Source organism: Cupriavidus sp. 09_S30 (assembly GCF_056930435.1).
The window spans coordinates 2,995,518-3,020,520 of record NZ_JBXOWI010000001.1 but is presented as its reverse complement, the minus strand read 5'-3'; the positions used below and the strand labels follow the sequence as shown (position 1 = coordinate 3,020,520).

Genomic DNA, 25,003 nt, shown 5'->3' with positions numbered 1-25,003 from the left:
CGTTCGGCTTTCCGAACGATAGGGGGCGGGGAAGTGGTGCTTGCGGCCTGCCGGTCTTCCCAGTGCGGCGGGAGACCCGGCAGCCGGCGGGCGGGGATCAGGCGTCTTCGGCGAGGCGCGCGTGGTAGCCGTCCAGGAAAGCGTCGAGCGGCTGTGGCCGGCCAATCACATAGCCTTGCGCGAAATCGACGCCGATCACGCGCAGCGCCTCCAGCGTCTGCTCGTCTTCGACCGACTCGGCCACGGTGCTGACGCCGAGCCGGTGGCCGATGTCGTTGATGGAACTGACGATCTCGCGGTCCACCGCATTGGTGGCCAGGTGGCGGATGAAGCTGCCGTCGATCTTCAGGTAGTCCACCGGGAACTGCTTCAGGTAGGCGAAGGACGACAGGCCGGTGCCGAAGTCGTCCAGCGCCACGGTGCAGCCGGCGTGCCGCATCTCGGCCACCAGCCGCTTGGCCGCGGCCATATTGTTGATCAGCGCGGTCTCGGTGATCTCCAGCTGGATGCGGCTGGCGGGCAGCACCGACTCGTGCAGCTCCGCGTGCAGGAAGGGCAGCAGGAAGGGCTCGCCCAGCGAGTTGGCCGACAGGTTGATGGCCACCTTCAGTCCGGGGACGGCGAGCAGGCGCGCGCCGTAGCCGCGCAGCACGTGCCGGATCACCCAGCGGTCGACATGGCCCATCAGGTCGTAGCGCTCGGCCGCGGGGATGAAGGCACCGGGCATCACCAGCTGGTCGTTTTCGTCGACCATGCGCACCAGGATCTCGATGTGGCAAGCGTCGGTGCGCGTCGGCCGCAGCGGCCGGATTTCCTGTGCGAACAGCCGGAAGCGGTTGGCTTCCAGCGCCGAGTGGATGCCGGCCGCCACCTGCAGTTCCTGGTGGTGGCGCTGGGCGTCGCTCGCGTCGATGCGGTACACCGACACGCGGTTGCGCCCGGCCGCCTTGGCGGCGTAGCAGGCCACGTCGGCGCGGCTCATCAGCTCGCCCACCGGCGGCGCCTCGGCATCGATGGCGGTGATGCCGATGCTGGCGCCCAGATCGTAGACACGGCCTTCCCAGGGGAAGCGCTGGCCGTGGATGGCGTCGATGACCTTCTGGCAGACGGCCTCGGCCTGCTCCACCGTGCAGTGGTGCAGCAACAGCGCGAACTCGTCCCCGCCCAGCCTGGCCAGCACGTCGTCGGTGCGCACCTGGTGGCGGATGACATGGCTCAGTTCGCGCAGCAGCACGTCGCCAGCGGCGTGGCCGGCGGTGTCGTTGACGATCTTGAAGCGATCCAGGTCGATGAAGCACAGCGCATGGCGCTGCAACTGCTGGCGCGCCGCCTCGCAGGCCTCGCGCAGCCGCTTCTCGAACCAGTTGCGGTTGGGCAGCCCGGTCAGCGCGTCATGCGTGGCCGAATGCGCCAACTCGCGCTGCAGCGCGCGCGCCTGGGTGGTGTCCTGGAACACCAGCACGGCCCCCAGCACCTCGCCGGCGGCGGTCAGCACGGGGGCGGCGGAGTCCTGCACGTCGTGCCGCTCGCCGCTGCGGCTCTGCAGCACGGCGCCGTCCTGCAGGTAGACCGGGCGCAGCGTCTGCAGGCAGGTGGCCACCGGGTTCGGGATGGCCTGGCCGCTGTTTTCGTCGACCACGCGGAACACCTGCTCCAGCGGCACGCCCAGCGCCGCGGACAGCGACCAGCCGGTGAGCTGCTCGGCAATGGGGTTCATGAAGCTGATGCCCATCTGGGCGTCGGTGCAGATCACGGCGTCGCCGATCGAGCGCAGCGTGATGTGCAGGCGTTCCTTTTCCTCGAAGAGCGCCTCCTGCGCCGTCTTGCGCTCGTGGATGCTTTCCACCTGCGCGATGAAGTGCAGCGGCTCGCCGGTGCTTTCGTCGCGCAGCAGCGAGACCGCCAGCAGTGTCCAAAGGTACTGGCCGTCCTTGCGCAGGTAGCGCTTTTCCATCCGGTAGGAATCGATCTCGCCGGCCAGCAGCCGTTCGAGCTGGCGCAGGTCGGCGGCGAGGTCGTCCGGGTGCGTGATGCTGTGGAAGGTGCGGTCGGCGAATTCGGATGGCGAGTAGCCCAGCAGATCGCAGATGGCGTGGTTGACCATCTGCCAGCGGCCGTCCAGGCTGACCAGTGCCATGCCGATGGCCGAGTGCTCCATGGCCTGGCGGAAGCGCTGCTCGCTGCTGCGCAGTTCGTTGCGGTCGCGCCGGTTCTGTTCGACGACGAAGGCGATGCAGATGGGGAAGACCAGGATCAGCGCGGCCGAAAGGTGGCCGGTCTGCAGCAGCGTCGACGGTGTGGCCAGCCAGCCGGCATGGTTGGCGAGTGCGTCCAGCGTCACGGTGACGACGACCGAGGCCACCGCCAGCACGGCGGTGGCCAGCGGGTTGGTACTGAGGGCGGCCAGCAGCAGCGGCATCGACAGCACCATGAAATGCTCGTGGCCGAGCCAGACGGTGGCGCAGGCCGTGGTGAGGCACAGGGCGAGCAGCAGCGCCAGCCGGCGCAAACGGGGCCGCTCGAAGGTGGTGCGGATGCGCTCGGCGGTGAGCGTGGCGATCAGCGGCAGCAGCAGTACGGCGCCCAGCGCGTCGGACGTCCACCAGACCCACCAGGCCCGGGCATAGGCGCCATCGTAGATGGTGGCGATCACGGTGGCGCCGATGGTGGCGCCCACCGCGGGGCCCAGCACGGTGCCCACCCCCATCACCACGGCGAACAGGGCCAGCGGGCCGGAACGGGACTGGTGGCCGCGCGCGGACAACTGGCGCGCCAGCCAGGTGCTGACGCCGATCTCGGCCGTGTTGGCGCAGCCGAACAGCAGCGCCGCGCCGAAGCGGTCGCCCATCGCCCAGTTGCTGAACACGCCGGCGAGCAGAATGGCGGCCAAGAGGGCCGGCGTTTCCGCGCGGGGGCGGCGCAGCACCACGCCGAGCCCGAAGGCGTTGGCCATCCAGAGCGCGGCGAGCCCGCCCGGATGCCGTGTCACCGCGATGCTGGCCACGGCGAGCGCGAAGGTGCCGGCGGCGGTCAGTAGCGCCGCCTGGTGGCTGCGCAGGGCGATCGGTGGCGGGTGGTAAGCCGTATCTGGCTTCATTCGTGTCGTGCCTCGAAGAGGGGTGTCCTGGTTGCAGTGCTTGCGGCTCCTGCCGCGAAAGACCGGCGGGGCCGGGCGGCCGGTCGGGCAATCTAGACAATCGGGGCCGTCGGGACCATCGGGGTCCTCGGGCCGGGAACAGGGGGCGGATCGCGGCGAAACAATGCCCCGAAGGTAGTCCGCAGTGTAGTCACGCAGCCTCAGGGCTGCTTCCCGGAATTAGTAGGGGTGGCCGGCCGGTGTTCGGGCTGGCGCTGGCGGCGATTTTGCGCTATGGGCGCCGGCGGCCCGACAGGGGCGGGCGCCGTGGCTGCCCGGTGCCCCGGCAGCCAGGCCGCGCGGCGGACGGTGGCGAAAGCGCGCACGCGGCGTCACTTCATCGGGTCGGCGGGCGCGGCGCGACGGTCCGGAAATTGCACTATTCTTAGAACGTTTTGCCGGGAGCGCCCAAACCGCAGGCGGGCGCGCGGCAGTCATCGGATGGGCTGGAAACTACAACAACGCGTCCCAAGGAATGTCCCCATGACCACCCTGGAAATCAACGGCAAGCCGCATGAAGTGAATGCCGATCCCGCCACCCCGCTGCTGTGGGTGCTGCGCGAGAACCTGCATATGACCGGTACCAAGTTCGGCTGCGGCGTGGCGGCCTGCGGCGCCTGTACCGTGCACGTGAACGGGCAGGCCACGCGCAGCTGCGTGACACCGGTATCGGCGCTGGCCGGTGCGCGCATCACCACCATCGAGGACGTCGGCAGCGACAACATCGGGCGTGCCGTGCTCGACGCCTGGGTCAAGCATGACGTGGCCCAGTGCGGGTACTGCCAGAACGGGCAGGTGATGAGCGCGGTGGGGCTGCTGCGCGCCAAGCGCCATCCGACCGACGCCGACATCGACCGGGCCATGGCGGGCAACCTGTGCCGCTGCGGCACCTATCAACGCATCCGGGCCGCCATCAAGGATGCCGCCCGCGCCCTGGGCTGAGCCGGAGACCGACATGCGCATACGACAACTCGAAGCGCTGGCCGGCGGCAACGGCCAAGGCGGCGAAGGCGACGGCAGCGGCGACGGCGCGGCCACCATGAACCGCCGCAGCTTCCTCAAGCTGACCGGAATCGCCGGCGGCGGGCTGGCGCTGGGCGTGGTGCCGGCCATGGCAATGGCGCAGGAAGGCGGCGCGCCCAAGGCGCCGCCCTCGCCGCCGCAGGCCTTCCTGACCATCGCGCCGGACAACACCATCACGGTGGCGGTCAACCGACTGGAGTTCGGCCAGGGCGTGCATACCGCGCTGCCGATGGCGCTGGCCGAGGAGCTCGATGCCGACTGGCGCAATGTGCGCGCCATGCTGGCGCCGGCCGGCGATGCGTACAAGGACCCGGTGTTTGGCATGCAGCTCACCGCCGGGTCCACCGCGCTGAATCACTCCTTCCAGCAATACCGCGAGCTGGGTGCACGGGCACGCGCCATGCTGGTGGCCGCCGCGGCCAAGCAGTGGCAGGTCGAGACTGCCGCCTGCAAGGTGGAGATGGGCGTGGTCAGCGCGGGCAGCCATCGCGCCACCTTTGGCGAGCTGGCCGCGGCGGCGATGGCGCTGCCGGTGCCGCAGCAGGTGACGCTGAAGGATCCCTCGCATTTCCGCCTGGTCGGCACGCCGGTGCCGCGGCTGGATGCGCGCGGCAAGCTGAGCGGCGCCATCCCGTTCGGCATCGATACGCAGCTCGACAATCTGCGCGTGGCGCTGGTGGCGCGGCCGCCCCGCTTCGGTGGCCAGGTCAAGTCCTTCAATGCCGACAAGGCGCGCGCCATGCCCGGTGTGCGCGACATCATGCTGGTGCCGCTGGATCGTGGCGGCAACGGCGTGGCGGTGGTCGCCGACGGCTACTGGCAGGCCAAGCAGGCGCGCGAGGCGCTGGAGATCAACTGGGAGGATGCGGGTTCCAAGGCTTCCTCCAAGGCCCTGTTCGACGAATACCACAAGCTCGCCGCCCAGCCCGGCGCGGTGGCGCGCCAGGCAGACGTGGGCGCCATGAGCGGCGCGGCGCGCACCATCGAGGCGGAATACCGCTTTCCCTATCTGGCCCACGTGCCGATGGAGCCGCTGAACTGCACGCTGCAGGCCGAGCTGTCGGGCAATAAGGCCACGGCGGTCAAGGCCTGGGCGGGGACGCAGTTCCAGACCGTCGACCAGGCGGCGATCGCGCGCGTGTTCGAGCTGAAGCCGGACAAGGTCACGCTGAACACCATGATGGCCGGGGGCGGCTTCGGCCGGCGCGCGGTGCCGACCTCCGACTACATGGTCGAGGCCGCGCAGGTGATGCGCTCGTGGATCGCGAACGGCCATACCGACCCGATCAAGCTGATGTGGAGCCGCGAGGACGATGTCCGCGGTGGCTACTATCGGCCGCTGCACCTGCACCAGGCGCGCATCGGCCTCGATGCCAAGGGCAAGGTGCTGGGCTGGCAGCACGTCATCGTCGGGCAGTCCATCCTCAAGGGCACGCCGTTCGAGTCGTTCCTTGTCAGGGGCGGCGTCGACGCGACCATGACCGAGGGCATCATCGAGAATGAATATGGCCTGCCGCTGCAGCTGTCGGTGCACCATCCCCAGGTGGACGTGCCGGTGCTGTGGTGGCGCTCGGTGGGCAACACCCACAACGCCTACGTCAAGGAAACGCTGATCGACGAACTGGCCGAGGCGGCTGGGCAGGACCCGGTGGCCTTCCGCCTCGCGCGCTATGACGAGGGCAACCATGCACGCCACCGCGCAGCGCTGCAGCTCGCGGTGCAGAAGTCGGGCTATGGCAAGCGCAAGCTGCCCAAGGGGCAGGCCTGGGGCGTGGCGGTGCACGAGTCGTTCGGCACGGTGGTGGCCTACCTGGCCGAAGTGTCGATGGAGAAGGGCGCGCCGCGCGTGCACCAGGTGACCGCGGGCGTGCATGCAAATCGCGTGGTCAACCCCATGTCGGCCGAGGCGCAGATCCAGGGCGGCTGCGTGTTCGGCCTGGCGATGATCAAGCCGGGCTTCGCCATCGAGATCGAGGATGGCGTGGTGAAGAACAACAACTTCCCCGACTACCCGCCGCCGCGCATCACCGATGCGCCCGTGGTCAATGTGTTCTTCGTGCCTTCGCAGGAGAACCCTTCGGGCCTGGGCGAGCCGGGCGTGCCGCCGATCGCGCCGGCCATGGCCAATGCGCTGTACCGGCTGACGGGCAAGCGCCAGCGGCAGTTGCCGTTTGTGGTGGCTTGAAGGCGGGGTGGGGGGCTTGCGGATGGCGATGGGCTAGGTCGTCGCTTCGGCTTCGGCTTGCGTGTTGGGTTTCGCGCCGCGCTGGTTTGCTCCCCTCTCCCGCTTGCGGGAGAGGGGCTGGGGGAGAGGGCAGGCGCTGGCAAACGGCGACGTGCTGGACAACACCTTTGGCTTCGTCTTGGCGCTGGTGTGCTGAATCACACCGACGGCTTCGTCTTGGCGCTGGCGTGCTGGATAACACCGACGGCTTCGTTTGGTTGTGGCGCCTTGCTAGACCACCCCTCTCCCCAACCCTCTCCCCATGAGGGGAGAGGGAGCCAAGACACTAAGCTTGGCGATTGGCGTTGGCGCATCCAGTCGGCTTCGGCAAGCGCCATGACTTTCGCGCCGCGCTGGTTTGCTCCCCTCTCCCGCTTGCGGGAGAGGGGCCGGGGGAGAGGGCAGGCGCTGGCAAACGGCGACGTGCTGGACAACACCGGTGGCTTCGTCTTGGCGCTGGTGTGCTGAATCACACCGACGGCTTCGTCTTGGCGCTGGCGTGCTGAATAACACCGACGGCTTCGTTTGGTTGTGGCGCCTTGCTAGACCACCCCTCTCCCCAACCCTCTCCCCATGAGGGGAGAGGGAGCCAAGACACTAAGCTTGGCGATTGGCGTTGGCGCATCCAGTCGGCTTCGGCAAGCGCCATGACTTTCGATCCACGCTGGTGTGCTCCCCTCTCCCGCTTGCGGGAGAGGGGCCGGGGGAGAGGGCAGGCGCTGGCAAACGGCGACGTGCTGGACAACACCGGTGGCTTCGTCTTGGCGCTGGTGTGCTGAATCACACCGACGGCTTCGTCTGTACGTGGCGCCTTGCTAGACCACCCCTCTCCCCAAGCCTCTCCCCATGAGGGGAGAGGGAGCCAAGACCTCGTGTTTTGCCAACGGCGTTGGTGCACCTGTCGCGGCTTCGGGTCGCGCGACGAGCTTCGCGCCACGCCGGTGTGCTCCCCTTGTATGTTTCCATCAGCCCGAATCGAAGCCAGGATTTGCAGTCCTATTGCCAAGGAAAGATCAAAGGTTTATAGGACAGTGCTGTCGATAGGGCGGAACTTCGCCACCGGTACGCCAAACCTGAAACCCCTCGGAGCCTGAAGCTCGCGGGAGAGCATGTGGTCAACGTACGGGTCCGCTTCATCCATTTCGTATAACCCGAACAGTTGCCAATTTTGAATATGCATCCGCAAGGCAGGGAACCGAATGACGGGCGTCCACGGCCCACCGCAGGGATTGATGTGTCCAAGGAGCATCTTGATGCTTGCTGGATGGATCAGTCGCTGCGGGTAGGCAATGAGGCGTCGGGATGGGGCGAGTTGATAGCGAAGTTCAAGGCGTGCGATGTCGACCTGGTTGTGGTTGAAGCGACCGGCGGCTACGAGCGAGGCCTGGTACGGGCGCTGCAGCAAGAAGGAGTGGAAGTTGCGCGGGTGAATCCGCGTCAGGCTCGCGACTTTGCTAAGGCGATGGGCGAGTTAGCCAAGACAGACCGGATCGACGCGCGAGGGTTGCGCGACTTTGCCGATGTACTGGCACGCCATCCGGATCGCCACAAGTACCTCACGGCACCGCTGGAGGCGCACCGGGAGTCGCTGGCGGCGCTGATGATTCGGCGGCGCCAGTTGGTGGAGATGCGAGTGGCCGAAGGCAATCGGCTGGAGAAGGCGGGGCCGAAGACGGCGCGCAGCATCCGCGCAGTGATACGCACGCTGGACAAGCAGATTGCCGAGATCGACTCGGATCTGGATGACCACATCGAGCAGCACTTCAAGGAGCAGCGCAAGCTGCTCGATAGCGTCAAGGGTGTCGGGGCGGTGACGACCATGACATTGCTGGCGGCGCTGCCGGAGCTGGGCAAGCTTGGGCGCCGGGCGATCAGCAAGCTCGTTGGCGTTGCGCCACTGGCTTGTGATTCCGGCAAGCGCCAGGGGACCCGATGTATCTGGGGTGGGCGTGCAGACGTGCGGGCGGTGCTTTACATGGCCACCCTGTCGGCGATGCGTTACAACCCGGCGATCGCGGCTTTCCGGCAGCGTTTGCTGGCCGCCGGCAAGCCCAAGAAGGTCATGATCGTCGCTTGCATGCGCAAGCTGCTGACCATCCTCAATGCTATGGCCAGGGATGGCGCCCTATGGGATCCAACCAGGCATGCTTCACAGGCCCTCCAGCCTTGACTTGAAACACAGTTGCTCTCCCGCTTGCGGGAGAGGGGCCGGGGGAGAGGGCAGGCGCTCGCCAGCACGCTCTCATCCCCTTTGCCGAATGCGCCGATCCGAGCGGTCTCTTATTCCGCCTCCGTCGCCTCCCTCGCAGCCGCCCGATCTGCCTGGTATGCCTGCTGCCATGCCTCGCGCAGCCCGCGCAGTTCCGGCATGCCGGTGTCGCTGACGGCCCACAGGCGCATCTCACCGGCGCTCCAGCTTTCCAGCACATAGCCTTCGCGCAGCAGGGGACGGGTGCTGCTCAGCCGCGCGGTGTCCTCCGGCAGCACGAAGACATCGATCGGATGCTGGTTGCGCCGGTAGACCAGCACGGCTACCGTGCGCCCCGCGACATGGTCGAGGCGGGCCCCCACCAGCGGGAAGCCGTGCGCGGCCAGGTCATAGACCGGGGGCGCATAGTCGAGGCGGCCGTTGAACCAGGGCTTGACGGTATGCCTGTCGGAGGAGGCCACATCATAGGTACGGCCTGACAGCAGGGCCCGCACATGGCTGTCGACCAGGGCATTGGCCAGGCTGTCGGCCGGAGCGCCGACCTCCGCATACCGGAGCAGCCCGAACGACAGCGTGGCGACCGTGAGCGCGGCCATGGCCGCGTTGGCCGCCGGCGGCCAGGCGAACCAGCGCAGCCAGCGCGGCTGCCGGCCGCCCGACTTTGTGCTTCTGGCGCCGTGCGCGCGCGGCGGCCCTTCCGCCAGTGCCGGCGCAACCGTTCGCCCTGGCACGGCCAGTTCCGGCAGCGCTGCAAGCAGGCGGGCGCGCAGGGCGGCGTCGGCGCGATAGTAGGGCGCGCCCTCGCGTACCTGGGCGCGCAGCGTGCGCAGCGCGTTCAGCTCGGCGCGGCACGTCGGGCAGCCCGCCAAGTGCTGCTCCAGCCCGAGCGCGTCGGTTGCGCCCAGTTCGTCGTCGGCGCTGGCGTGCAGCAGCGCCCGCGCGTCATGGCATTCCATGGCCAGTCTCCCTGCCGGCGATGCCAGCATCGATGTCCTTGCGCACCGCGCCCGCCGGCTCGCGGCGCAGCGCTGCCACCGCCTCGGCCAGCATGTGGCGCCCGCGCGCCAGGCGCGACATCACCGTACCCAGCGGCAGGTCGGCGATGCGGGCGATGTCGCGATAGGGGAGGTCCTCCAGTTCGCGCAGCACGATCACCTCGCGGAACGCCACCGGCAGGCGCGCCAGCGCCTGGTGCACCAGCCGCACGTCCTCGGCGCGCAGCAGCCACTGCTCCGGGCCGGCCAGGCTGTCTTCCTGCCAGCCGGGCAGGGCTTCGCTGCCGTCGCGCGTCTCGTCATAGCCGTCGCCCGCCTGCGCCGGATCGCGCCGCTCCCAGGCGCTGAAGCAGGTATTGCGGACGATGGCCAGCAGCCAGGCGCGCGGGTGTTCGCCATGAAACGCGTCGAAATAGCGATAGGCGCGCAGCATGGCCTCTTGCAGCACATCCTCGGCTTCGCTGGTGCCGCCGCAAAGCCAGCGCGCCAGGTTGTAGGCGGCGTCGAGATGGGGCAAGACCTGGGCCTCGAATCGTCGGCGCTGTTCGGCAGCGTCCACATGCCTCCTTCGCTTGCGCTGGGTTTGCCCGTTCCCGCATGCCGGCATTCCGGCGCGCTGGTCCCTGAGCGTATACCGCGCGGCGCGGCGATTTATTCCCCCATCAGCAATGAGGCCGTCCGGGAATAAAACCGCGCGCGCACCGGTACAACAGGTGTAGCACCTTTACGCGAAGGAGGCATCATGAACCACGCTTGGAAGCGGCGCGATTTCCTGCGCCTGGCCGGCGCCGCGGGCGGCGCCGTGTTTGCGTCGGCCTTGCCGGGCTGGGCCGGCGCGCGCGACGAGGATTTCTATTTCGTGCAGCTGTCGGACTCGCACTGGGGCTTCCAGGGGCCGCCCAATCCGGACGCACGCGGCACGCTGCCCAAGGCGGTGGCGGCCGTAATGGCCCTGCCCACGCCGCCGGATTTCATCATGTTCACGGGTGACCTGACCCACAGCGTCGACGATCCCGAGGAGCGGCGCCGGCGCATGCGCGAGTTCCAGGGCGTGATCGCGCCGCTGAACGCGCGCACGCTGCATCTCATGCCGGGCGAGCACGATGCCGGGCTGGACGGCGGCGCGGCCTTCCGCGAACTGTTCGGCGCCACCCACTATGTCTTCGACCACAAAGGCGTGCACTTCATCGTGCTGGACAACGTATCCGACCCGGCAGGCAAGGTGGGGGCAGAGCAGTTGGACTGGCTGTCGCAGGACCTGGCGCGCCAGCCGCGCGACGCCCGCATCGTGGTCTTCACGCACCGGCCGCTGTTCGACCTGTACCCGCAATGGGACTGGGCCACGCGTGACGGTGCGCAGGTGATCGAGCGGCTTATGCCGCATACGAACGTGACGGTCTTCTATGGCCACATCCACCAGGAGCATCACCACATGACCGGCCACATCGCGCACCATGCGGCGCGCTCGCTGATGTTCCCGCTGCCGGCGCCCGGATCGCAGCCGCAGCGCCAGCCGGTGCCGTGGGATGCGGCGCAGCCCTACCGCGGGCTCGGCTGGCGCAGCGTCACGGTGGGCCCCGCCGCCGGCGACTTCGCCCTGGCGGAAAGCCCGATCCGGGGCGCGGGTTGAGACGGGGGGAAAGGGGGGAGCAAAGAGGGAGGAGCCGAGAGGGGGGATGTGCCGAGACGGGCGGTGCGCGGTCGGCTTGCCGCCGGCGCGCCGCCCGGCGGGGAGATCGAGATGGCCGATGCAGACAGGATCGCGGCGCCGGGGCGCCGCCGCATATTGGGGCGCATGATGGCCGGCGCGCTGCTGCTGGCGGGCGTACCGCTGCTGGTGCGCGGGGCGGCGGCCGCGCCGCGTGTGATCAAGGTGCACGCGCGCCGCTTTGTCTTCACCCCCGACCATATTGCGATGCGGGTGGGCGAGCCGGTGGAGTTCGAACTGACGGTGGAGGACACCTTCATGGGCTTCAGCGTGCCCGATCTTGGCGTGCGCGCCGATCTGATACCGGGGCAGACCGTGCGCCTGCCGGCCGTGGCGCGCACGGCCGGGAGTTTCACCTTCCTGTGCGACGTGTTCTGCGGCTCGGGGCACGAGAACATGCACGGGATCATCGAGGTCCTGCCTTGATGCTCCGCCTCGCCGCGCCCGCAGGCGGCCCTCCAAGTACGCAGGGCGGTACCTTGCGGCTCCGCCCTGATCCCTGCAAGCCGCCGCGCGGCGGCGTACGCGCTGCCGGCCTTCGCCGGACGGCTTAGCGTACGGCGGTGAAGTCCAGCGCGTTGGTCAGATCACCCATCCGCTTGCCGCCGTTGGCCAGCAGCGCATCGTCGCGCAGCTTGAGGCCCGGCAGCGTCGGCAGGTTGTAGCGGTGCGTAATGAAACGCAGCACGGACGCCGTGTCGTACTGCGTATGGTCGACGAAGCCCTTCTTGGCGAACGGCGACACCAGGATGGCGGGGATCCGCGTGCCTGGGCCCCAGCGGTCGGCCTTGGGCACCGCCGCGTGATCATAGAAGCCACCGTTTTCGTCGTAGGTCACCACGATCAGCATGTTCTTCCACTGGGGGCTGTTCTGCAGCTTGGCGATGACGTCGGCGATGTGCGCATCGCCGTCGAGCACGTTCGCGTAGCCCGGGTGCTGGTTCAGGTTGCCCTGCGGCTTGTAGAACGACACGGCCGGCAGCTTGCCGGCGGCCGCATCCTGCAGGAACTGTGAATCGTAGTCTTTCAGGTGCGCGCTGCGGTAGTCGGTGCGGCTGACCGGGTCGAACTTGGCGTAGTAGTTGAACGGCTGGTGGTGCGGCTGGAAGTTCGGCGTCGTGTTGTTATAGATGCCGGTGCGGTCGGATGAGACCTTGCTCCAGGCGCCGGCGTACCAGGCCCAGCTCACGCTGCGCTGGTCGAGCAGGTCGCCGATGGTGGCCTGCGTCTGTACCGGCAGCGTGGTGGCCAAGCTCGGGTCGGCATAGTTGCTGGCGGTGTCGCTGGCGGCGGGTTTGTTGCCGCTCGGCTGGTAGGCGGGCTGCATGGTGTTGACGGCGTAGTACATGCCCGACGCGTCCTTCGGCGTGAGCGTGCTGTCGTTCTTGTACTTGGGCGCGCCGGCCAGGGCGCTGGTCGGCGCCGTGTCAGCCGGCGTCAGGCGCACGAAGTTGCCGTTGGCATCCACGTCGATGGCCGAAACCGAGTTCTTGGCCGGCGAGGTGTCGGCATTCGGATACTGCGGCGCGCACGCGCAGATCAGGTACTGGTGGTTCAGGAAGGAACCGCCGAACGCGCCCATGAAGAAGTTATCGGCCAGCGTGTACTGCTGGGCGAGCTTCCACATGGCCATCTTGCTGCCGTCGTAGTAGCCCATCGACAGGCCGCCGGCATCGGAGTACGCGGCGTACTTGTCGTTCTTGCCGCCGTTGATCTGCATCTGGTTGTTGTAGAAGCGGTGCACCAGGTCGCGCGTGATGACGGTCTGGTCCACCAGGGTGCCGGTGTTCTGCACGCCGTTGGGGTCATCGATGCGGAACGGCTTGTTGGACCAGCCTACGGTATTGGCCTGCTGGATCGTGACGGCCTGGCCGGCCGCGGTGAAGCCGCCCCACGTCGGCGGCAGCGAGGGCAGCTCGCTGCTGTCGAAGTCCTTCTGTGCCTGCACCGTGCCGGTGGAGGTCGGGTTCACGCCCGGCACGCCGTTGGCGCCGGGGAACAGGCCGTACAGGTTGTCGAAGCCGCGGTTTTCCGCGTAGATCACGACCACGTTCTGGATGTTCTTCAGTGCGACGTGCTTGGCGACGCCCTCGCCCACGGCCTTGCCGACGTCGCCGCCGTCGGCGACCGCATCGGCGATCAGTTCGATGGCCTCGTCGATCTCGGCCTGGAGGGTGGCCTTGACGTTGGCGTCGGTCTCCTTGTTGTGGTCGGACAGCAGCTTGTCGGCCGACACGCCCAGCCGCGCGGCGAGCTGCGCCTTGGCGGCATCCAGGCTGCCGCCGTTGCTGTCCATCAGCGCGGTCAGCTCGGTGGAAATGGCGCTGACCACGCCATTGGCGCTGGCCGGTGCGCGGAACGTTAGCGGACGCGTCACGGCCGTGTGCGCGCCGCCGTCTTCATTGCGGAAGGCGTCGGTGCCGATCTCGGCCACCACCGCGCCCGTACCCGTGATCGTGAAGGCGCCGCGGGCATCGGTATAGGTGCTGGCCTCCCCGCTGTCGCACTTGCCGTTGGCATTGGTATCGATGCAGACCTTGGCGTGCTCGAAGTAGCTGCCGGTCACGACGCCGGAGGTGGTTGCTGCCGGTGTGGCGGTGCTGCTGCCGGAATCGCCGCCGGAGCAGGCTGCAACGGTGGCTGCGGCGGCTGCGGCGACGGCCGCGAGCGGGAACAGTTGATATGCGCGACGCATGTTTTCCCCTTGGTTTTTGAGGTTATTCGTATTGCAGTGACAAGAGCCAGTTGGCCTGGCTTCGGAGACCGGAGAAGTCTGGCGAGCGTCCATGTCAAATTCGTGATGACGGGAACCTTCCGCGCGGCTGCTTTGTCGCCGCGCGGGCGCCGCTTCACACCGGCCACGGCGGCGGATGGCTGACACGGTGTTGTCATGCGTGCTTGCTAGCCTCTGCGGCCGCTGCGCGGCGTGCCCGCCAGCTCCGATCTCCGCGCCTGCCGGCACCGTGCCGTCTGGCCTTGCCCTGCTATCCCGCGACCGACCATGCCGCTGCCCCAGACCTCGTCACCTTTGCCGCCGGCCTGGCGGCGTGTCAGCGGCAGGGTGTTGCTGCTGCTGGCGGCCAGCGTGCTGTGTGCGTGCGGCAAACCGGAGGCGCAGCCGGCGGACAGGTCGGCGGAAAGGCCGGCAGACAGTCGGGCCGAAGCGCAGTCCGCGGCCAGCCAGCCGGCCGCGCAGCCTGCCTACGCCAACGCCTTCTACGCGCTCATGGCCGCGCGCCATCCGTCCATCCCGGCGCTGGCGGCGCTCGGCAAGTCCCTGTTCTTCGATCCGGCGCTGTCGGCCTCGGGCAAGCTGTCGTGCGCCAGCTGCCACAGCCCCGACCATGCCTACGGTCCGCCCAACAGCCTATCGGTACAGATCGGCGGTGCGCGGATGACGAGCACGGGCGTGCGCGCCGCGCCTTCGCTGCGCTATGTGCAGAACGTGCCGCCGTTCAGCGAGCACTATCACGAGAACGACGGCAATGATGCCGAGGACCAGGGGCCGACCGGCGGCCACGACTGGGACGGGCGCGCGCAGTCGGCGCATGAGCAGGCCAGCGCGCCGCTGTTGTCCGCGCACGAGATGGCCAACGAAACCCCCGCCGCCGTAGTGGCCCGTGTTCGCTCCGGCCCGCACGCGCAGGCCTTTCGTGATGTGCTGGGGCAGGACATCCTAGATCGCGAGGACACCGCGTACCAGGCCGTGGTGATGGCGCTGGAGGTGTTCCAGGAAACGCCGGCGGAGTTCTATCCCTACACCAGCAAGTACGATGCCGTGCTGCGCGGCCAGGCCAGGCTCACGCCGCAGGAAGCGCGCGGCCTGCGGGTGTTCAACGATCCGCGCAAGGGAAATTGCGCAGCGTGCCACCCGGGTGATATCCGCGAGGGGGCGTTCCCGGCCTTCTCAGACTTCGGCTTCATCGCGCTGGGCGTGCCGCGCAACCGTAAGCTGGCCGCCAATGCCGACCCGAACTTCCATGACCTGGGACTGTGCGGCCCGGACCGTACCGACCTGAAGGACCGCCGCGAGTACTGCGGCCTGTTCCGCACGCCGTCATTGCGCAACGTGGCGACGCGCGGAGCGTTCTTTCACAACGGGGTGTTCCATTCGCTGGAGGAGGTGCTGCACTTCTATGCCGAGCGCGATACACGGCCGGAGAAATGGTATCCGCGCAGGGCGGACGGGCGCGTGGACAAGTTTGACGACCTGCCCGACGCGTATCGCGATAACGTCAACATGGAGCCGCCGTTCGGCGGCAGGCCGGGTGGCAAGCCGTCGATGACGAATGCGGAGATCCGCGACGTGATCGCCTTCCTCAGGACGCTAAGCGACGGCTATACCGTGCCGGCAGCGCATGCCGCCGGGGCGGCCCGGCCGCGCCCGTAGGGAGGGGGCGCGGCCCGGCGTGGGCTACTCGCGCGTGCCGGCGGGCACGTGCGCGTCGGCGCTGGCGCCGGCGCGGCGCGCTTTCCTGCGCATATACCAGTGGTGTGCGCGGTCCAGGTAGAGGTAGACCACCGGCGTACTGAACAGCGTCAGCAGCTGCGACAGCAGCAGGCCGCCCACCATCGCGAAGCCGAGCGGGCGCCGCAGTTCGGAGCCCGCGCCGTGGCCCAGCATCAGCGGCAGGCCGGCCAGCAGTGCGCACATGGTGGTCATCATGATGGGACGGAAGCGCAGCAGGCAGGCCTGGTAGATCGCCTCCTGTGGCGACATCCCATGCTCGCGCTCGGCCACCAGTGCGAAGTCCACCATCATGATGCCGTTCTTCTTGACGATGCCGATCAGCAGGATGATGCCGATCAGCGCGATCACCGACAGGTCATAGCCGCCGGCCATCAGGATCAGCAGCGCGCCGACGCCGGCCGAGGGCAGCGTGGAGAGGATGGTCAGCGGGTGGATGTAGCTCTCATAGAGCAGGCCCAGCACGATGTACACCGCGATCAGCGCCGCCGTGATCAGGTAGGGCTGCGAGGCCAGCGAAGCGCCGAAGGCCTGGGCCGTGCCCTGGAAGGCGCCGGTCAGCGTCTGCGGGCGGCCCATGCCGGCCAGCGCGTCGTTGATGGCCTTGACTGCCTCGCCCAGCGACACCCCGGAGGCCAGGTTGAACGAGATGGTCACCGCCGGGAACTGGCTCTGGTGGCTGATCGAGAGGTAGGCGGTGCGGTCGGTGTCGATCTTGACGAAGCTGGACAGCGGCACCTGCTGGCCGGTGATGGGCGAGGTGATGTAGAGCTTGTTGAACAGGCTCGGATCGTCCTGCAGCGCGGGCGTCGCCTCCAGGATCACGTGGTAGCTGTTGATCTGCGTGAAGTACTGCGCCACCTGGCGCTGGCCGATGGCGTCGTACAGCGTCGAGTCGATCAAGGCCGGCGTGATGCCGAAGCTGGAGGCACGCGCGCGGTCGATGGTCAGGTGCGCGGCGGCGGCGGCGTTCTGCTGGTCGGAGGCCACGTCCGCGAGTTGCGGCAGCTTGCGGAAGCGCTCCAGGATGCGCGGCGCCCAGTCGTTGAGCTCGTCCAGGTTGGCGTCGGTCAGCGTGAACTGGTACTGCGTGCGTGACAGGCGGCCACCCACGTTGATGTCCTGGCCGGCCTGCAGGAAGAGGTTGGCGCCCTGCACCTGGGCCAGCTTGGGCCGCAGCCGCGCGATGACCTCGTCCGCGCTGCTGGTGCGGCCTTCCTCCTTGGGCTTCAGGCTGATGAAGAAGTTGCCGGTGTTGACGGTGCTCTGGCCGCCGCTCATGCCGACTGCCGCCACGTCGGGATCGGCGCGCACGATGTCGGCAAGCTGGACCATGCGCTCGTTCATGGACTTGAACGAGGCATCCTGGGCGGATTCGGCAAAGCCGAACATGAAGCCCGTGTCCTGCTGCGGGAAGAAGCCCTTGGGAATGATGACGAACAGCGTGGCCGACAGCGTTACGGTGGCGATGAAGGCGCACAGCGTCAGGAACTGGTGGCGCATCACCACGTCCAGCCCGCGGCGGTAGGCGGCGAGCATGGCGTCGAAGCCGCGCTCGAAGAGCTGGTAGAGGCGGCCGTGCTGCTCGGACGGGTTGTGGCGCAGGTAGCGCGAGCACAGCATCGGCGTGAGCGTGAGCGACACCACCACGGAAACCAGGATGGTCATCGCCACCGTCACGGCGAACTCGCGGAACAGCCGGCCGACGATGCCGCCCATCAGCAGCAGCGGGATGAACACGGCCACCAGCGACACCGAGATCGACACCACGGTGAAGCCGATCTCCGAGGCGCCCTTGATGGCGGCCTCCATCGGCGCCATGCCGTCCTCGACGTGGCGGTAGATGTTCTCCAGCACCACGATGGCATCGTCAACCACGAAGCCCACCGCGATGGTGATCGCCATCAGCGACAGGTTGTCGCGGCTGTAGCCGAGCAGGTACATGCCGGCGGCGGTGCCCATCAGCGCCAGCGGCACCGTCACGCTGGGGATCAGCGTGGCGGGCAGGTTGCGCAGGAAGACGAAGATGATCATCACCACCAGGGCGATGGTCAGCGTCAGCGTGAACTGCACGTCGGCCACCGAGGCGCGGATGTTCTGCGTGCGGTCGGCGATGGTGTTGATTCGCACCGAGGGCGGAATCGATGCCTGCAGCCGGGGCAGGGCGGCCATCACGCGGTCCACTGTCTCGATCACGTTGGCGCCGGGCTGCTTGGTGACGGCCAGGATGATGGAGCGCCCATTGCCGAGCGTATTGCCGGCCGGCGCGGCGGCACCGGCGAAGGCCCAACCCGCCAGCTTCATGTTCTCGGGGCCGTCGATGGCCACACCCACATCGCGCACGCGCACCGGGGCGCCGTTGCGGTAGGCCAGCACCATGTCGTTCCATTGCGCGGCCTTGGTGAGCTGGTCGTTGGTGTAGACGTTGAAGGCCTTGTGCGCGCCGTCGGTGGCGCCGGTCGGCTGGTTGACCGTGGTGTTGGCGATCACGCCGCGCACGTCCTCCAGGCTCATGCCCATCGACGAGAGCTTCTCGGGGTCGACCTGGATGCGCACGGCCGGCTTCTGCTGGCCGCCGATATTGACCAGGCCCACGCCGGAGATCTGCGAGATCTGCTGGGCCAGGATGTTGTCGGCGTAGTCATTGACCTCGGTCAGCGGCAGCGTGTCGGACTGCACTGCCAGCACCAGGATCGGCGCGTCCGCGGGGTTGATCTTGCGGAAGGTGGGGGGCGTGGGCAGGTTGCTGGGCAGCTGGCCGCTGGCCGCGTTGATGGCGGCCTGGATGTCGACGGCGGCGGCGTCGATGCTGCGGTTCAGGTCGAACTGCAGTGTGATCTGCGTGGTGCCCGTTGAGCTCGACGAGGTCATCTGCGTGAGCCCGGCGATCAGCGAGAACTGCCGCTCCAGCGGCTGCGCCACGTTGGACGCCATGGTCTCCGGACTGGCGCCCGGCAGGCTGGCCGAGACCTGCACGGTGGGGAAGTCCACCTGCGGAAGCGGCGCCACCGGCAGCAGCGGCCAGGCCGCCACGCCGATCAGCGCCAGTGCCAGCGCCAGCAGCGTGGTGCCGATCGGGCGCTTGATGAAGGCGGTGGAAATGCTCATGACTTCGTGCCTCCGGCGGCCGAGGCTGTGGCCGTGGACGCAGGCGGCATGTCGGCCACGCGCGAGCCCGGCTTGAGCTTGTACTGGCCGTCGACGACCACGCGGTCAGTGGCGTTCAGCCCCGTGTCGACGATGGCCTTGCCGTCCTGGGTCGTCGCCAGTGCGACGTCCTGCTGGCGCACCGTCCGGTCGGCCTGGACCACGAACACATAGGGGCCCTTCTGGCTGCGCTGCACGGCGGCGGCGGGAATGGTCAGCGCCTGCTTGCGGGTGTCCACCACCAGCGAGGCGTTGACGTACTGGCCGGGCCACAGCAGGTGGGTGGGGTTGGCGAAGCGCGCCTTGAGCTGGATCGTGCCCGAGGTGGTGTCGATGGTGTTGTTGAGCAGGATCAGCGCTCCTGTGCCGAGGGCCTCGCCCGTGGTGCGCTCGTTGGCGATCACGGCCAGCGGCTTGTCGCTGGCGCGCATGGCGCGGTTGATGCGCTGGAAGGTTTCTTCCGGCAGGGTGAAGACCACGTCGATGGGGTCAATCTGGCGGATCACCACCAGGCCGTTGGCGTCGGTGGCGTGCACGATGTTGCCGGGATCGACCAGGCGGGCGCCGACTCTGCCGGAGATCGGTGCGGTGATGGTGGTGAAGGCAAGCTGAACGCGGGCGAAGTTCACCTGCGCCTCGTCGTTCTTCACTGCGGCGGAGAGTTGGTTGACGGTGGCGCGCTGGGTGTCCAGGGTTTGCTGCGTGGTGGCGTTTTCCTTGATCAGGCCCTCATAGCGCTGCAGGTCCAGGCGTGCATTGGCGAGCTGTGCCTCGTCGCGCGCTTTCTGCGCTTGGACCTGCTGTAGCTGCGCCTCGAAGGTGCGCGGGTCGATCTGCGCCAGCAGCTGGCCTTCCTTCACATCCTGGCCCTCGACGAAGCCCACGCGGTCGAGCTGGCCGTCCACGCGCGAGCGCACGGTGACGGTGGCCATGGCCTGCACGGTGCCGACGCCGGTCAGGCGGATCGGGATGTCTTCCTGCTGCACGAGCGCGGTGGCGACCTTGACCGCCGGCGGGGCCGCGGCGGGGCGGGGCGCGCGCATGCGGCCCAGCGAGCCGGCGGCGAACCAGATCAGGGCCAGCAGGACCAGCGCGGCGATGATGAGCAGCAAATGCTTGCGGCGGTTGGGGCTTAACGCCATGACAATGTCTCGGTCTTGTTGCGCCTGTGGTGGCGCCTATCAGGGGTTAGGGCGTGCCGGCCGGCCTGGCGGCCGTGCCGGCGAGGGTTTCCTTGCCGGATGCATCCGGCAGGTCTTCGGCGTGCCAGCCGCCGCCGAGTGCCTTGATCAGGCCGACGCTGGCGGCGATCTGGCGGCCGCGCAGCTGGATGGCCGTGCGCTGGTTGGTCAGCGACAGCGCCTGCGACGTGATCACCGACAGGTAGGTGGCGGTGCCGCCGCGGTACTGGGCGAGCGAGACACGCTCGGCCGCCTGGGCTGCCGTGACCGCCTGGTCCTGCTGCAGCACTTCCTGGTCGAGCACGGTCAGCGCGGCCAGGTTGTCCTCGACATCCTGCAGCGCCGACAGCACCGTCTGCTTGTAATTGGCGACGGCGGCGTCGTAGGCGGCGACGGCCTGGTCGCTGCGCGCACTGCGCAGGCCGCCGTCGAATACGGTCTGGGCCAGCGCGGCGCCGAGCGACCAGACGCGGCCGGGCGGGCCGAACCAGTTGGCCAGGCTGCCGCTGCCGCTGCTGGCGCCGAGCGCGGCGCTGAGGATGAGCTGCGGGAAGTAGGCCGAACGCGCCACACCGATATTGGCGTTCGCCGCCGCCGCCTCGCGTTCGGCGCTGGCGATGTCGGGCCGGCGCTCCAGCAGGGCCGACGGCAGGCCGGCGGGGATCACCAGCGCCTTCATGGCGAACGGCTCGTTGGGCACGCCGAAGCCCGAGGGCGGGCGGCCGATCAGCACCGCGATGGCGTGCTCGATCTGCTTGCGCTGCAGCGTCAGGTCGGTGGCCTGGGCTTGCGCGGACGTCAGCGTCACGGTCGCCAGCGAGACATCGGCCTCGGTCACGATGCCGGCACGGAACTGGCTCTGGGTCAGCCTGAGGGATTCCTGGTAGGCGGCGATGGTGCGCGCATAAAGCGCGATCTGCACATCCGTGATGCGCAGCAGGACGTAGTCCTGCACCACCTCGGCCTGGATCGCCAGGCGGGCTGCCGCGAGCTGGGCAGCGCTGGCCTGGGCGTTGGCGCCGGCGGCCTCGACCGTGCGGCGGACCTGGCCCCACAGGTCGGGTTCCCAGCTCGCGTCGAGCGCGGCGGTATAGAGGGAGCCGACGTGGATGACCCCCTGGGTGTTGGTGCGCTGGCGGCTGGCACCGACGCTGGCGCCGACGGTGGGGAAGAAGCCCGCGCGCGCCTGCTGCACCAGCGCGCGCGCCTGGCGGTACTGCGCCTGGGCTTGTTGCAATGTCTGGTTGGCGGCATTGGCCTCGTCCACCAGGGCATCGAGGCGGCTGTCCTCGAACAGCTTCCACCATTCGAGCCCGGCCTCCGCGGCGCGCGGCTCGGCCACCTTCCACTGGGCAGGATCCATGGCCGCCTCGCTGTAGGCGGCGGGCATCGCGGTGGCGGGACGCTGGTAGTCCGGCCCGACCGCGCATCCGCCCAGGCCGGCAAGCAGGATGGCCACGCCGGCGGCGCGCAAGGCGGCGCGCCGCGGCGATGCGTCAATGGGACGCGGGAACATCGGACAACACTCCTAATGCTAATGGCAGGCTCTTTGGCTGCCTGATGGGGCACCGCCGGTGGCGGTGCTCACAGGGGGACATGGCTGCCGCGGGCGCTTGGCGGCCGCGGCGGTGATCCGGTGGCTGGCGGGTACGCACAAAGGTGCGCGTGCGCCCGTCGCACGCCTCGCAGCTAAGGATACTGCGGGTGGCCGGGCCTCGGTATGTGCTCAACATTACCGAATATTTCACTGCGTTACGGGCGTGCGGGCCGACCATGCCAGGGTGTGGTGGCCGCGACACCTGATGGCGATCGGCGCACTTGCGCGGAAATACGCCGTTACGGTTTGTTGCAGCCGACAGCGGGCGTTGGACACCTGCGGCCGGGCTGCCGCATACGCATACCCGCCGGACGCGCCCGCGCGGGCGGCGCTATCGTCGCGCCATGCCTGCCTCCTTCCTTCACTATATATATGGGACGTTGTGCGGTTGGTGCTACGGTGAGCAGTGCCGGGCATGCGGCTCGTGCTGCACTGCGGCGGCATGATGGCCGGCGATCATCCGCCAGTCGGTCACCCCTGCCTTGCGCGATGCGCGAGGGGGATGCCCCTGTGTTCCGCCGCCGACCCGGAATGCGCCTTTTGCTGTCTGTTGTCTATTGCACGAAAACAGTGCATCCCCCGCTTCCGATCTGTTGCATTTGTCCACCGGGCCGCGTAGAACGTGGACACAGAAGGCCGGCCCCATGCCAGAGGCAACGGAGGCGCCGCCCACGAGCCAACAAGGTAGCTGCCATGGAGATCGATCAGTCAAGCTCATTGCTTCCCTATGCCCTGCTGGCGGCGCCGGCGCGCATGGACATCTGCCGCGCATTGCTCGAGGCGGGTGAACGGGGCCTGCCGGCGCGTGAGCTGGCAGCCATTGCCGGCCTCAGCCTGCCACGCGCCACACACTATTTCAGGGAATTGCTGCAAGCCGGGGTCGTGGCTGTTGTCGTGCACGAACGACAGGTCAACTATGTGCTCAAGGCGCGGCACGCCGTGCGCGAGGCGCTGGATTACCTGAACAGTTCCGGCCTGCTGAGCTGAGCCGGCGGGCTACCCCTGCCGCACTGACGCAAGGGGGCGGTTGCCCGGCCGGGCCGGAAACCCTGTCGCCCGGCTTTTCTTCTCCCGGCCTTTCTTCCCCCGGCGGCCTGGCCGCCTGTCCCGCTTCACCCCCCAATAGCTCACACCCCTGGCGGCGCAAGGTTGCGCAGCAGTCAGCCTGAATGAGGCGCATGCGGCGCTTCGCCATCGATCCGCACACTGTGCCGCCATCCGCCGGCGGCGTTCTACAGCTATCTCCCCCCTACGTCACACACTGCGTCCCCCCGTTCGAGGGATGACGTCCCCTGTCGAAATCGGGCATTAATGTCGCATGTATCATTTTTGCAATTTTTTACATTTACGCTGCTACTTGGCGTAGATTTGCGGCGACCGGCGGACCGCACGGAGGTGCTGGCGCTGCATGGCCATACGGGCACTGACAACGATGACCCGATCCTCAATCAGGAGAGAGAAATGCAAACGAGCCTCAAGAAACCTCTGGTAATGGCCACCATGGCTTCCGCTGCCGCGCTGTTGGTAGCCTGCGGCGGTGGCAACGATTCGCCGGCGCCGACAACGCCGGCGGCAACCGTGACCGGCAAGGCGGTCGACTTCTATCTGTCCGGCGCGACGGTTACCTTCACCTCTTGCGGCAACAAGACCGCCACGACCGACGCGAACGGCGGCTTCACCTTCCCGGCGGGCTGCAGCAGCAGCGCCCTGACCGTGACTGGCGGTACCGATATCGGCACGGGCCTGCCCTTCGCCGGCACGCTGCAAGCGCAGGCAGTGGCCGCAAACAAGGCCGGCCAGGGGGTGGTGGTGACGCCGCTGACCACGCTGGCGGCCGCGCTGGGCGTCGACCCGGCGACCATCGCTGCCAAGCTGGGCCTGAGCAATGACCTGACCACCGTTGACCCGATGACGGACCCGAATCTGCTGAAGGCCGCAGTCGTGGTGCAGCAGTTGATCGACCAGATCACCAAGACCCTGAGCAGCGTGGCAAGCAGCGCGGGCGGCTCGATCTCCTCGTCCGCCGCAGCCAGTGCTGCCGCCAAGGCCGTCGCGACGGCGATCAGCGGTTCCAGCGGCACCGTCGACCTGGGCAGCGCGGCCCTGGTCACCACCGCCGTCAAGGGCGCTGTGCAGAATGCCGCGTCCAGCCTGCCGTCGAGCCTGCAGAACAACATCACCGCCGTCGCCGCCAACGTGGCTGCGCTCGCGACCCCGGCAATCAGCTCGTCTGTGTCCAACGTGTCCACGGCCATGAGCAACGTCACCCTTGGCGCTTCCGCGAACGATACCGTGAACGCGCTGAAGAACTCGGGCGCGATGAACAGCGTGACCGACAGCGCCAGCTCGACGGCGGCGACCTCGGCGGTCAAGGTCGTGGCCCCGTCCGCGCTGGCTGACAGCACGCTGACCAGCGCGCTCACCCAGCTTGGCAATGCCGTTGCTACCGGTTCCGCGAACGATGTCAGCAACGCGATCACGAACCTGGGCGCCAGCAATGTGAACCAGTCGGCGGCCAACGACGCCGTCAACGCCGCCAAGCTCAATAACTACATCTCGATCGGCAACATCTACGTCAACAACTCGTCCCTGCCCCAGCAGTACGGCTCGCAGCTGAGCGGCACCGGCGCCCTGACGGATGTGAAGGTGGTGCTGAGCGCGGTGGGCACGCCGCTTGCCAGCAGCGCCGGCGGTTCGGTGCGTGCAGGCCTGCACTACACGTTCAACAACAATACCGTCGACCTGATCATCAACAACGTCACGCTGGCCTTCAACGGCAGCGGCGCGCTGACCGGCGCGACCGTGCCGGCCGGTACCACCTACACCTTCAACATCTCCGGTGGGGTCAAGGCCAGCCTGACGGCGACCAACAGCGCGGCCGACAACCTGTTCGCGGCTGGTGCATTCGACCTGCCGTTCAACACCTTCCTGGCGAAGCTGAAGAGCGCCGGCGCCCTGAGCGATGCGCAGATCACCTCGCTGACGCCGCAGGCCGGCAGCACCACTGCCGTGACCTTCGCGGTGGTCGGTACCGACGGCAGCAAGGTCACGCTGGCCAGCGGTAGCGGCAACAACGCCAAGAAGACCGGCCCCGCCACCGTAACGGCAGGTAGCACCACGCTCAAGGGCAACGGCGTGAGCTTCAACTTGTCGCTCAACTAAGCCGGTTCCATCGCTTTGGCCGGATGCCTTGCCCTGCGGGGCAAGGTGCCGCCGGGCGCCCGCATGCCACGGTTGACCGGGGGGCGTGCATCGGGCGCCCGGTTTTTTCGCGTTTACGGGGCGGCCTGCGCCGGCCCGTTTGCACAACTGCAG

15 protein-coding genes are annotated in these 25,003 nt (G+C 68.3%); 8 read left to right on the top strand and 7 right to left on the bottom strand.

Going from position 1 to position 25,003, the window contains the following annotated elements; genetic code table 11:
* Window positions 1–97: 97 nt before the first annotated feature.
* Window positions 98–3,097: an EAL domain-containing protein gene (locus AC1Z3O_RS14200; protein ID WP_483516349.1), complete on the bottom strand. Its 3,000-nt coding sequence runs from the start codon at window positions 3,095–3,097 to the stop codon at window positions 98–100.
* 522 nt (window positions 3,098–3,619) lie between these two features.
* Here AC1Z3O_RS14200 and AC1Z3O_RS14195 point away from each other — a divergent pair.
* The 3 genes from AC1Z3O_RS14195 (at window position 3,620) to AC1Z3O_RS14185 (ending at window position 8,553) form a co-directional block, all read left to right on the top strand.
* Complete coding sequence (locus tag AC1Z3O_RS14195; RefSeq protein WP_483516348.1) at window positions 3,620–4,078, top strand: (2Fe-2S)-binding protein; 459 nt, start codon at window positions 3,620–3,622, stop codon at window positions 4,076–4,078.
* Between the two features lie 13 nt (window positions 4,079–4,091).
* Window positions 4,092–6,344: a xanthine dehydrogenase family protein molybdopterin-binding subunit gene (locus tag AC1Z3O_RS14190; protein WP_483516347.1), complete on the top strand. Its 2,253-nt coding sequence runs from the start codon at window positions 4,092–4,094 to the stop codon at window positions 6,342–6,344.
* Between the two features lie 1,213 nt (window positions 6,345–7,557).
* The gene (locus AC1Z3O_RS14185) at window positions 7,558–8,553 is read left to right on the top strand and encodes an IS110 family RNA-guided transposase (RefSeq protein ID WP_483515946.1); all 996 of its coding nucleotides are present in this window, start codon (window positions 7,558–7,560) and stop codon (window positions 8,551–8,553) included.
* 110 nt (window positions 8,554–8,663) lie between these two features.
* On the opposite strand, the gene AC1Z3O_RS14180 is transcribed toward AC1Z3O_RS14185, so the two are convergent.
* On the bottom strand, window positions 8,664–9,548 hold the full coding sequence (locus AC1Z3O_RS14180; RefSeq protein ID WP_483516346.1) for an anti-sigma factor family protein: 885 nt from the start codon (window positions 9,546–9,548) through the stop codon (window positions 8,664–8,666).
* A complete protein-coding gene (locus AC1Z3O_RS14175) occupies window positions 9,535–10,146 on the bottom strand; it encodes an RNA polymerase sigma factor (protein ID WP_483516345.1) in 612 nt (203 codons plus the stop codon). Before AC1Z3O_RS14175 ends, AC1Z3O_RS14180 begins: the two co-directional genes overlap by 14 nt.
* A gap of 183 nt (window positions 10,147–10,329) precedes the next feature.
* Between AC1Z3O_RS14175 and AC1Z3O_RS14170 the strand changes: the two genes are divergently transcribed.
* Window positions 10,330–11,217 carry a metallophosphoesterase family protein gene (locus AC1Z3O_RS14170; protein WP_483516344.1) on the top strand — a complete coding sequence of 296 codons (888 nt, stop codon included), beginning with the start codon at window positions 10,330–10,332 and terminating at the stop codon, window positions 11,215–11,217.
* 111 nt (window positions 11,218–11,328) lie between these two features.
* A complete protein-coding gene (locus tag AC1Z3O_RS14165; protein ID WP_483516343.1) occupies window positions 11,329–11,721 on the top strand; it encodes a cupredoxin domain-containing protein in 393 nt (130 codons plus the stop codon).
* Window positions 11,722–11,845: 124 nt separating this feature from the next.
* Here the strand turns inward: AC1Z3O_RS14165 and acpA are convergent, their stop codons facing one another.
* Window positions 11,846–13,990, bottom strand: a complete 2,145-nt coding sequence (acpA, locus tag AC1Z3O_RS14160) for an acid phosphatase (protein WP_483516342.1) — start codon at window positions 13,988–13,990, stop codon at window positions 11,846–11,848.
* A gap of 306 nt (window positions 13,991–14,296) precedes the next feature.
* Between acpA and AC1Z3O_RS14155 the strand changes: the two genes are divergently transcribed.
* Complete coding sequence (locus tag AC1Z3O_RS14155; protein WP_483516341.1) at window positions 14,297–15,685, top strand: cytochrome-c peroxidase; 1,389 nt, start codon at window positions 14,297–14,299, stop codon at window positions 15,683–15,685.
* 24 nt (window positions 15,686–15,709) lie between these two features.
* Here AC1Z3O_RS14155 and AC1Z3O_RS14150 read toward each other — a convergent pair whose 3' ends face one another.
* The 3 genes from AC1Z3O_RS14150 to AC1Z3O_RS14140 are packed head-to-tail and all read right to left on the bottom strand — an operon-like array spanning window position 15,710 to window position 21,607.
* Window positions 15,710–18,871 (bottom strand): efflux RND transporter permease subunit, encoded by a 3,162-nt coding sequence (locus AC1Z3O_RS14150; protein ID WP_483516340.1) that lies wholly within the window; start codon window positions 18,869–18,871, stop codon window positions 15,710–15,712.
* Window positions 18,868–20,052, bottom strand: coding sequence for an efflux RND transporter periplasmic adaptor subunit (locus AC1Z3O_RS14145; RefSeq protein ID WP_483516339.1), 1,185 nt, complete (start codon window positions 20,050–20,052; stop codon window positions 18,868–18,870). Before AC1Z3O_RS14145 ends, AC1Z3O_RS14150 begins: the two co-directional genes overlap by 4 nt.
* 46 nt (window positions 20,053–20,098) lie before the next feature.
* Entirely contained in the window at window positions 20,099–21,607 is a 1,509-nt protein-coding gene (locus tag AC1Z3O_RS14140) for an efflux transporter outer membrane subunit (protein WP_483516338.1), read from the bottom strand.
* 774 nt (window positions 21,608–22,381) lie between these two features.
* Between AC1Z3O_RS14140 and AC1Z3O_RS14135 the strand changes: the two genes are divergently transcribed.
* Together AC1Z3O_RS14135 and AC1Z3O_RS14130 are read left to right on the top strand one after the other, a co-directional pair.
* Window positions 22,382–22,675 (top strand): ArsR/SmtB family transcription factor, encoded by a 294-nt coding sequence (locus AC1Z3O_RS14135; RefSeq protein WP_483516337.1) that lies wholly within the window; start codon window positions 22,382–22,384, stop codon window positions 22,673–22,675.
* Window positions 22,676–23,149: 474 nt separating this feature from the next.
* On the top strand, window positions 23,150–24,850 hold the full coding sequence (locus AC1Z3O_RS14130) for a hypothetical protein (protein ID WP_483516336.1): 1,701 nt from the start codon (window positions 23,150–23,152) through the stop codon (window positions 24,848–24,850).
* The last annotated feature ends 153 nt before the right edge of the window (window positions 24,851–25,003 follow it).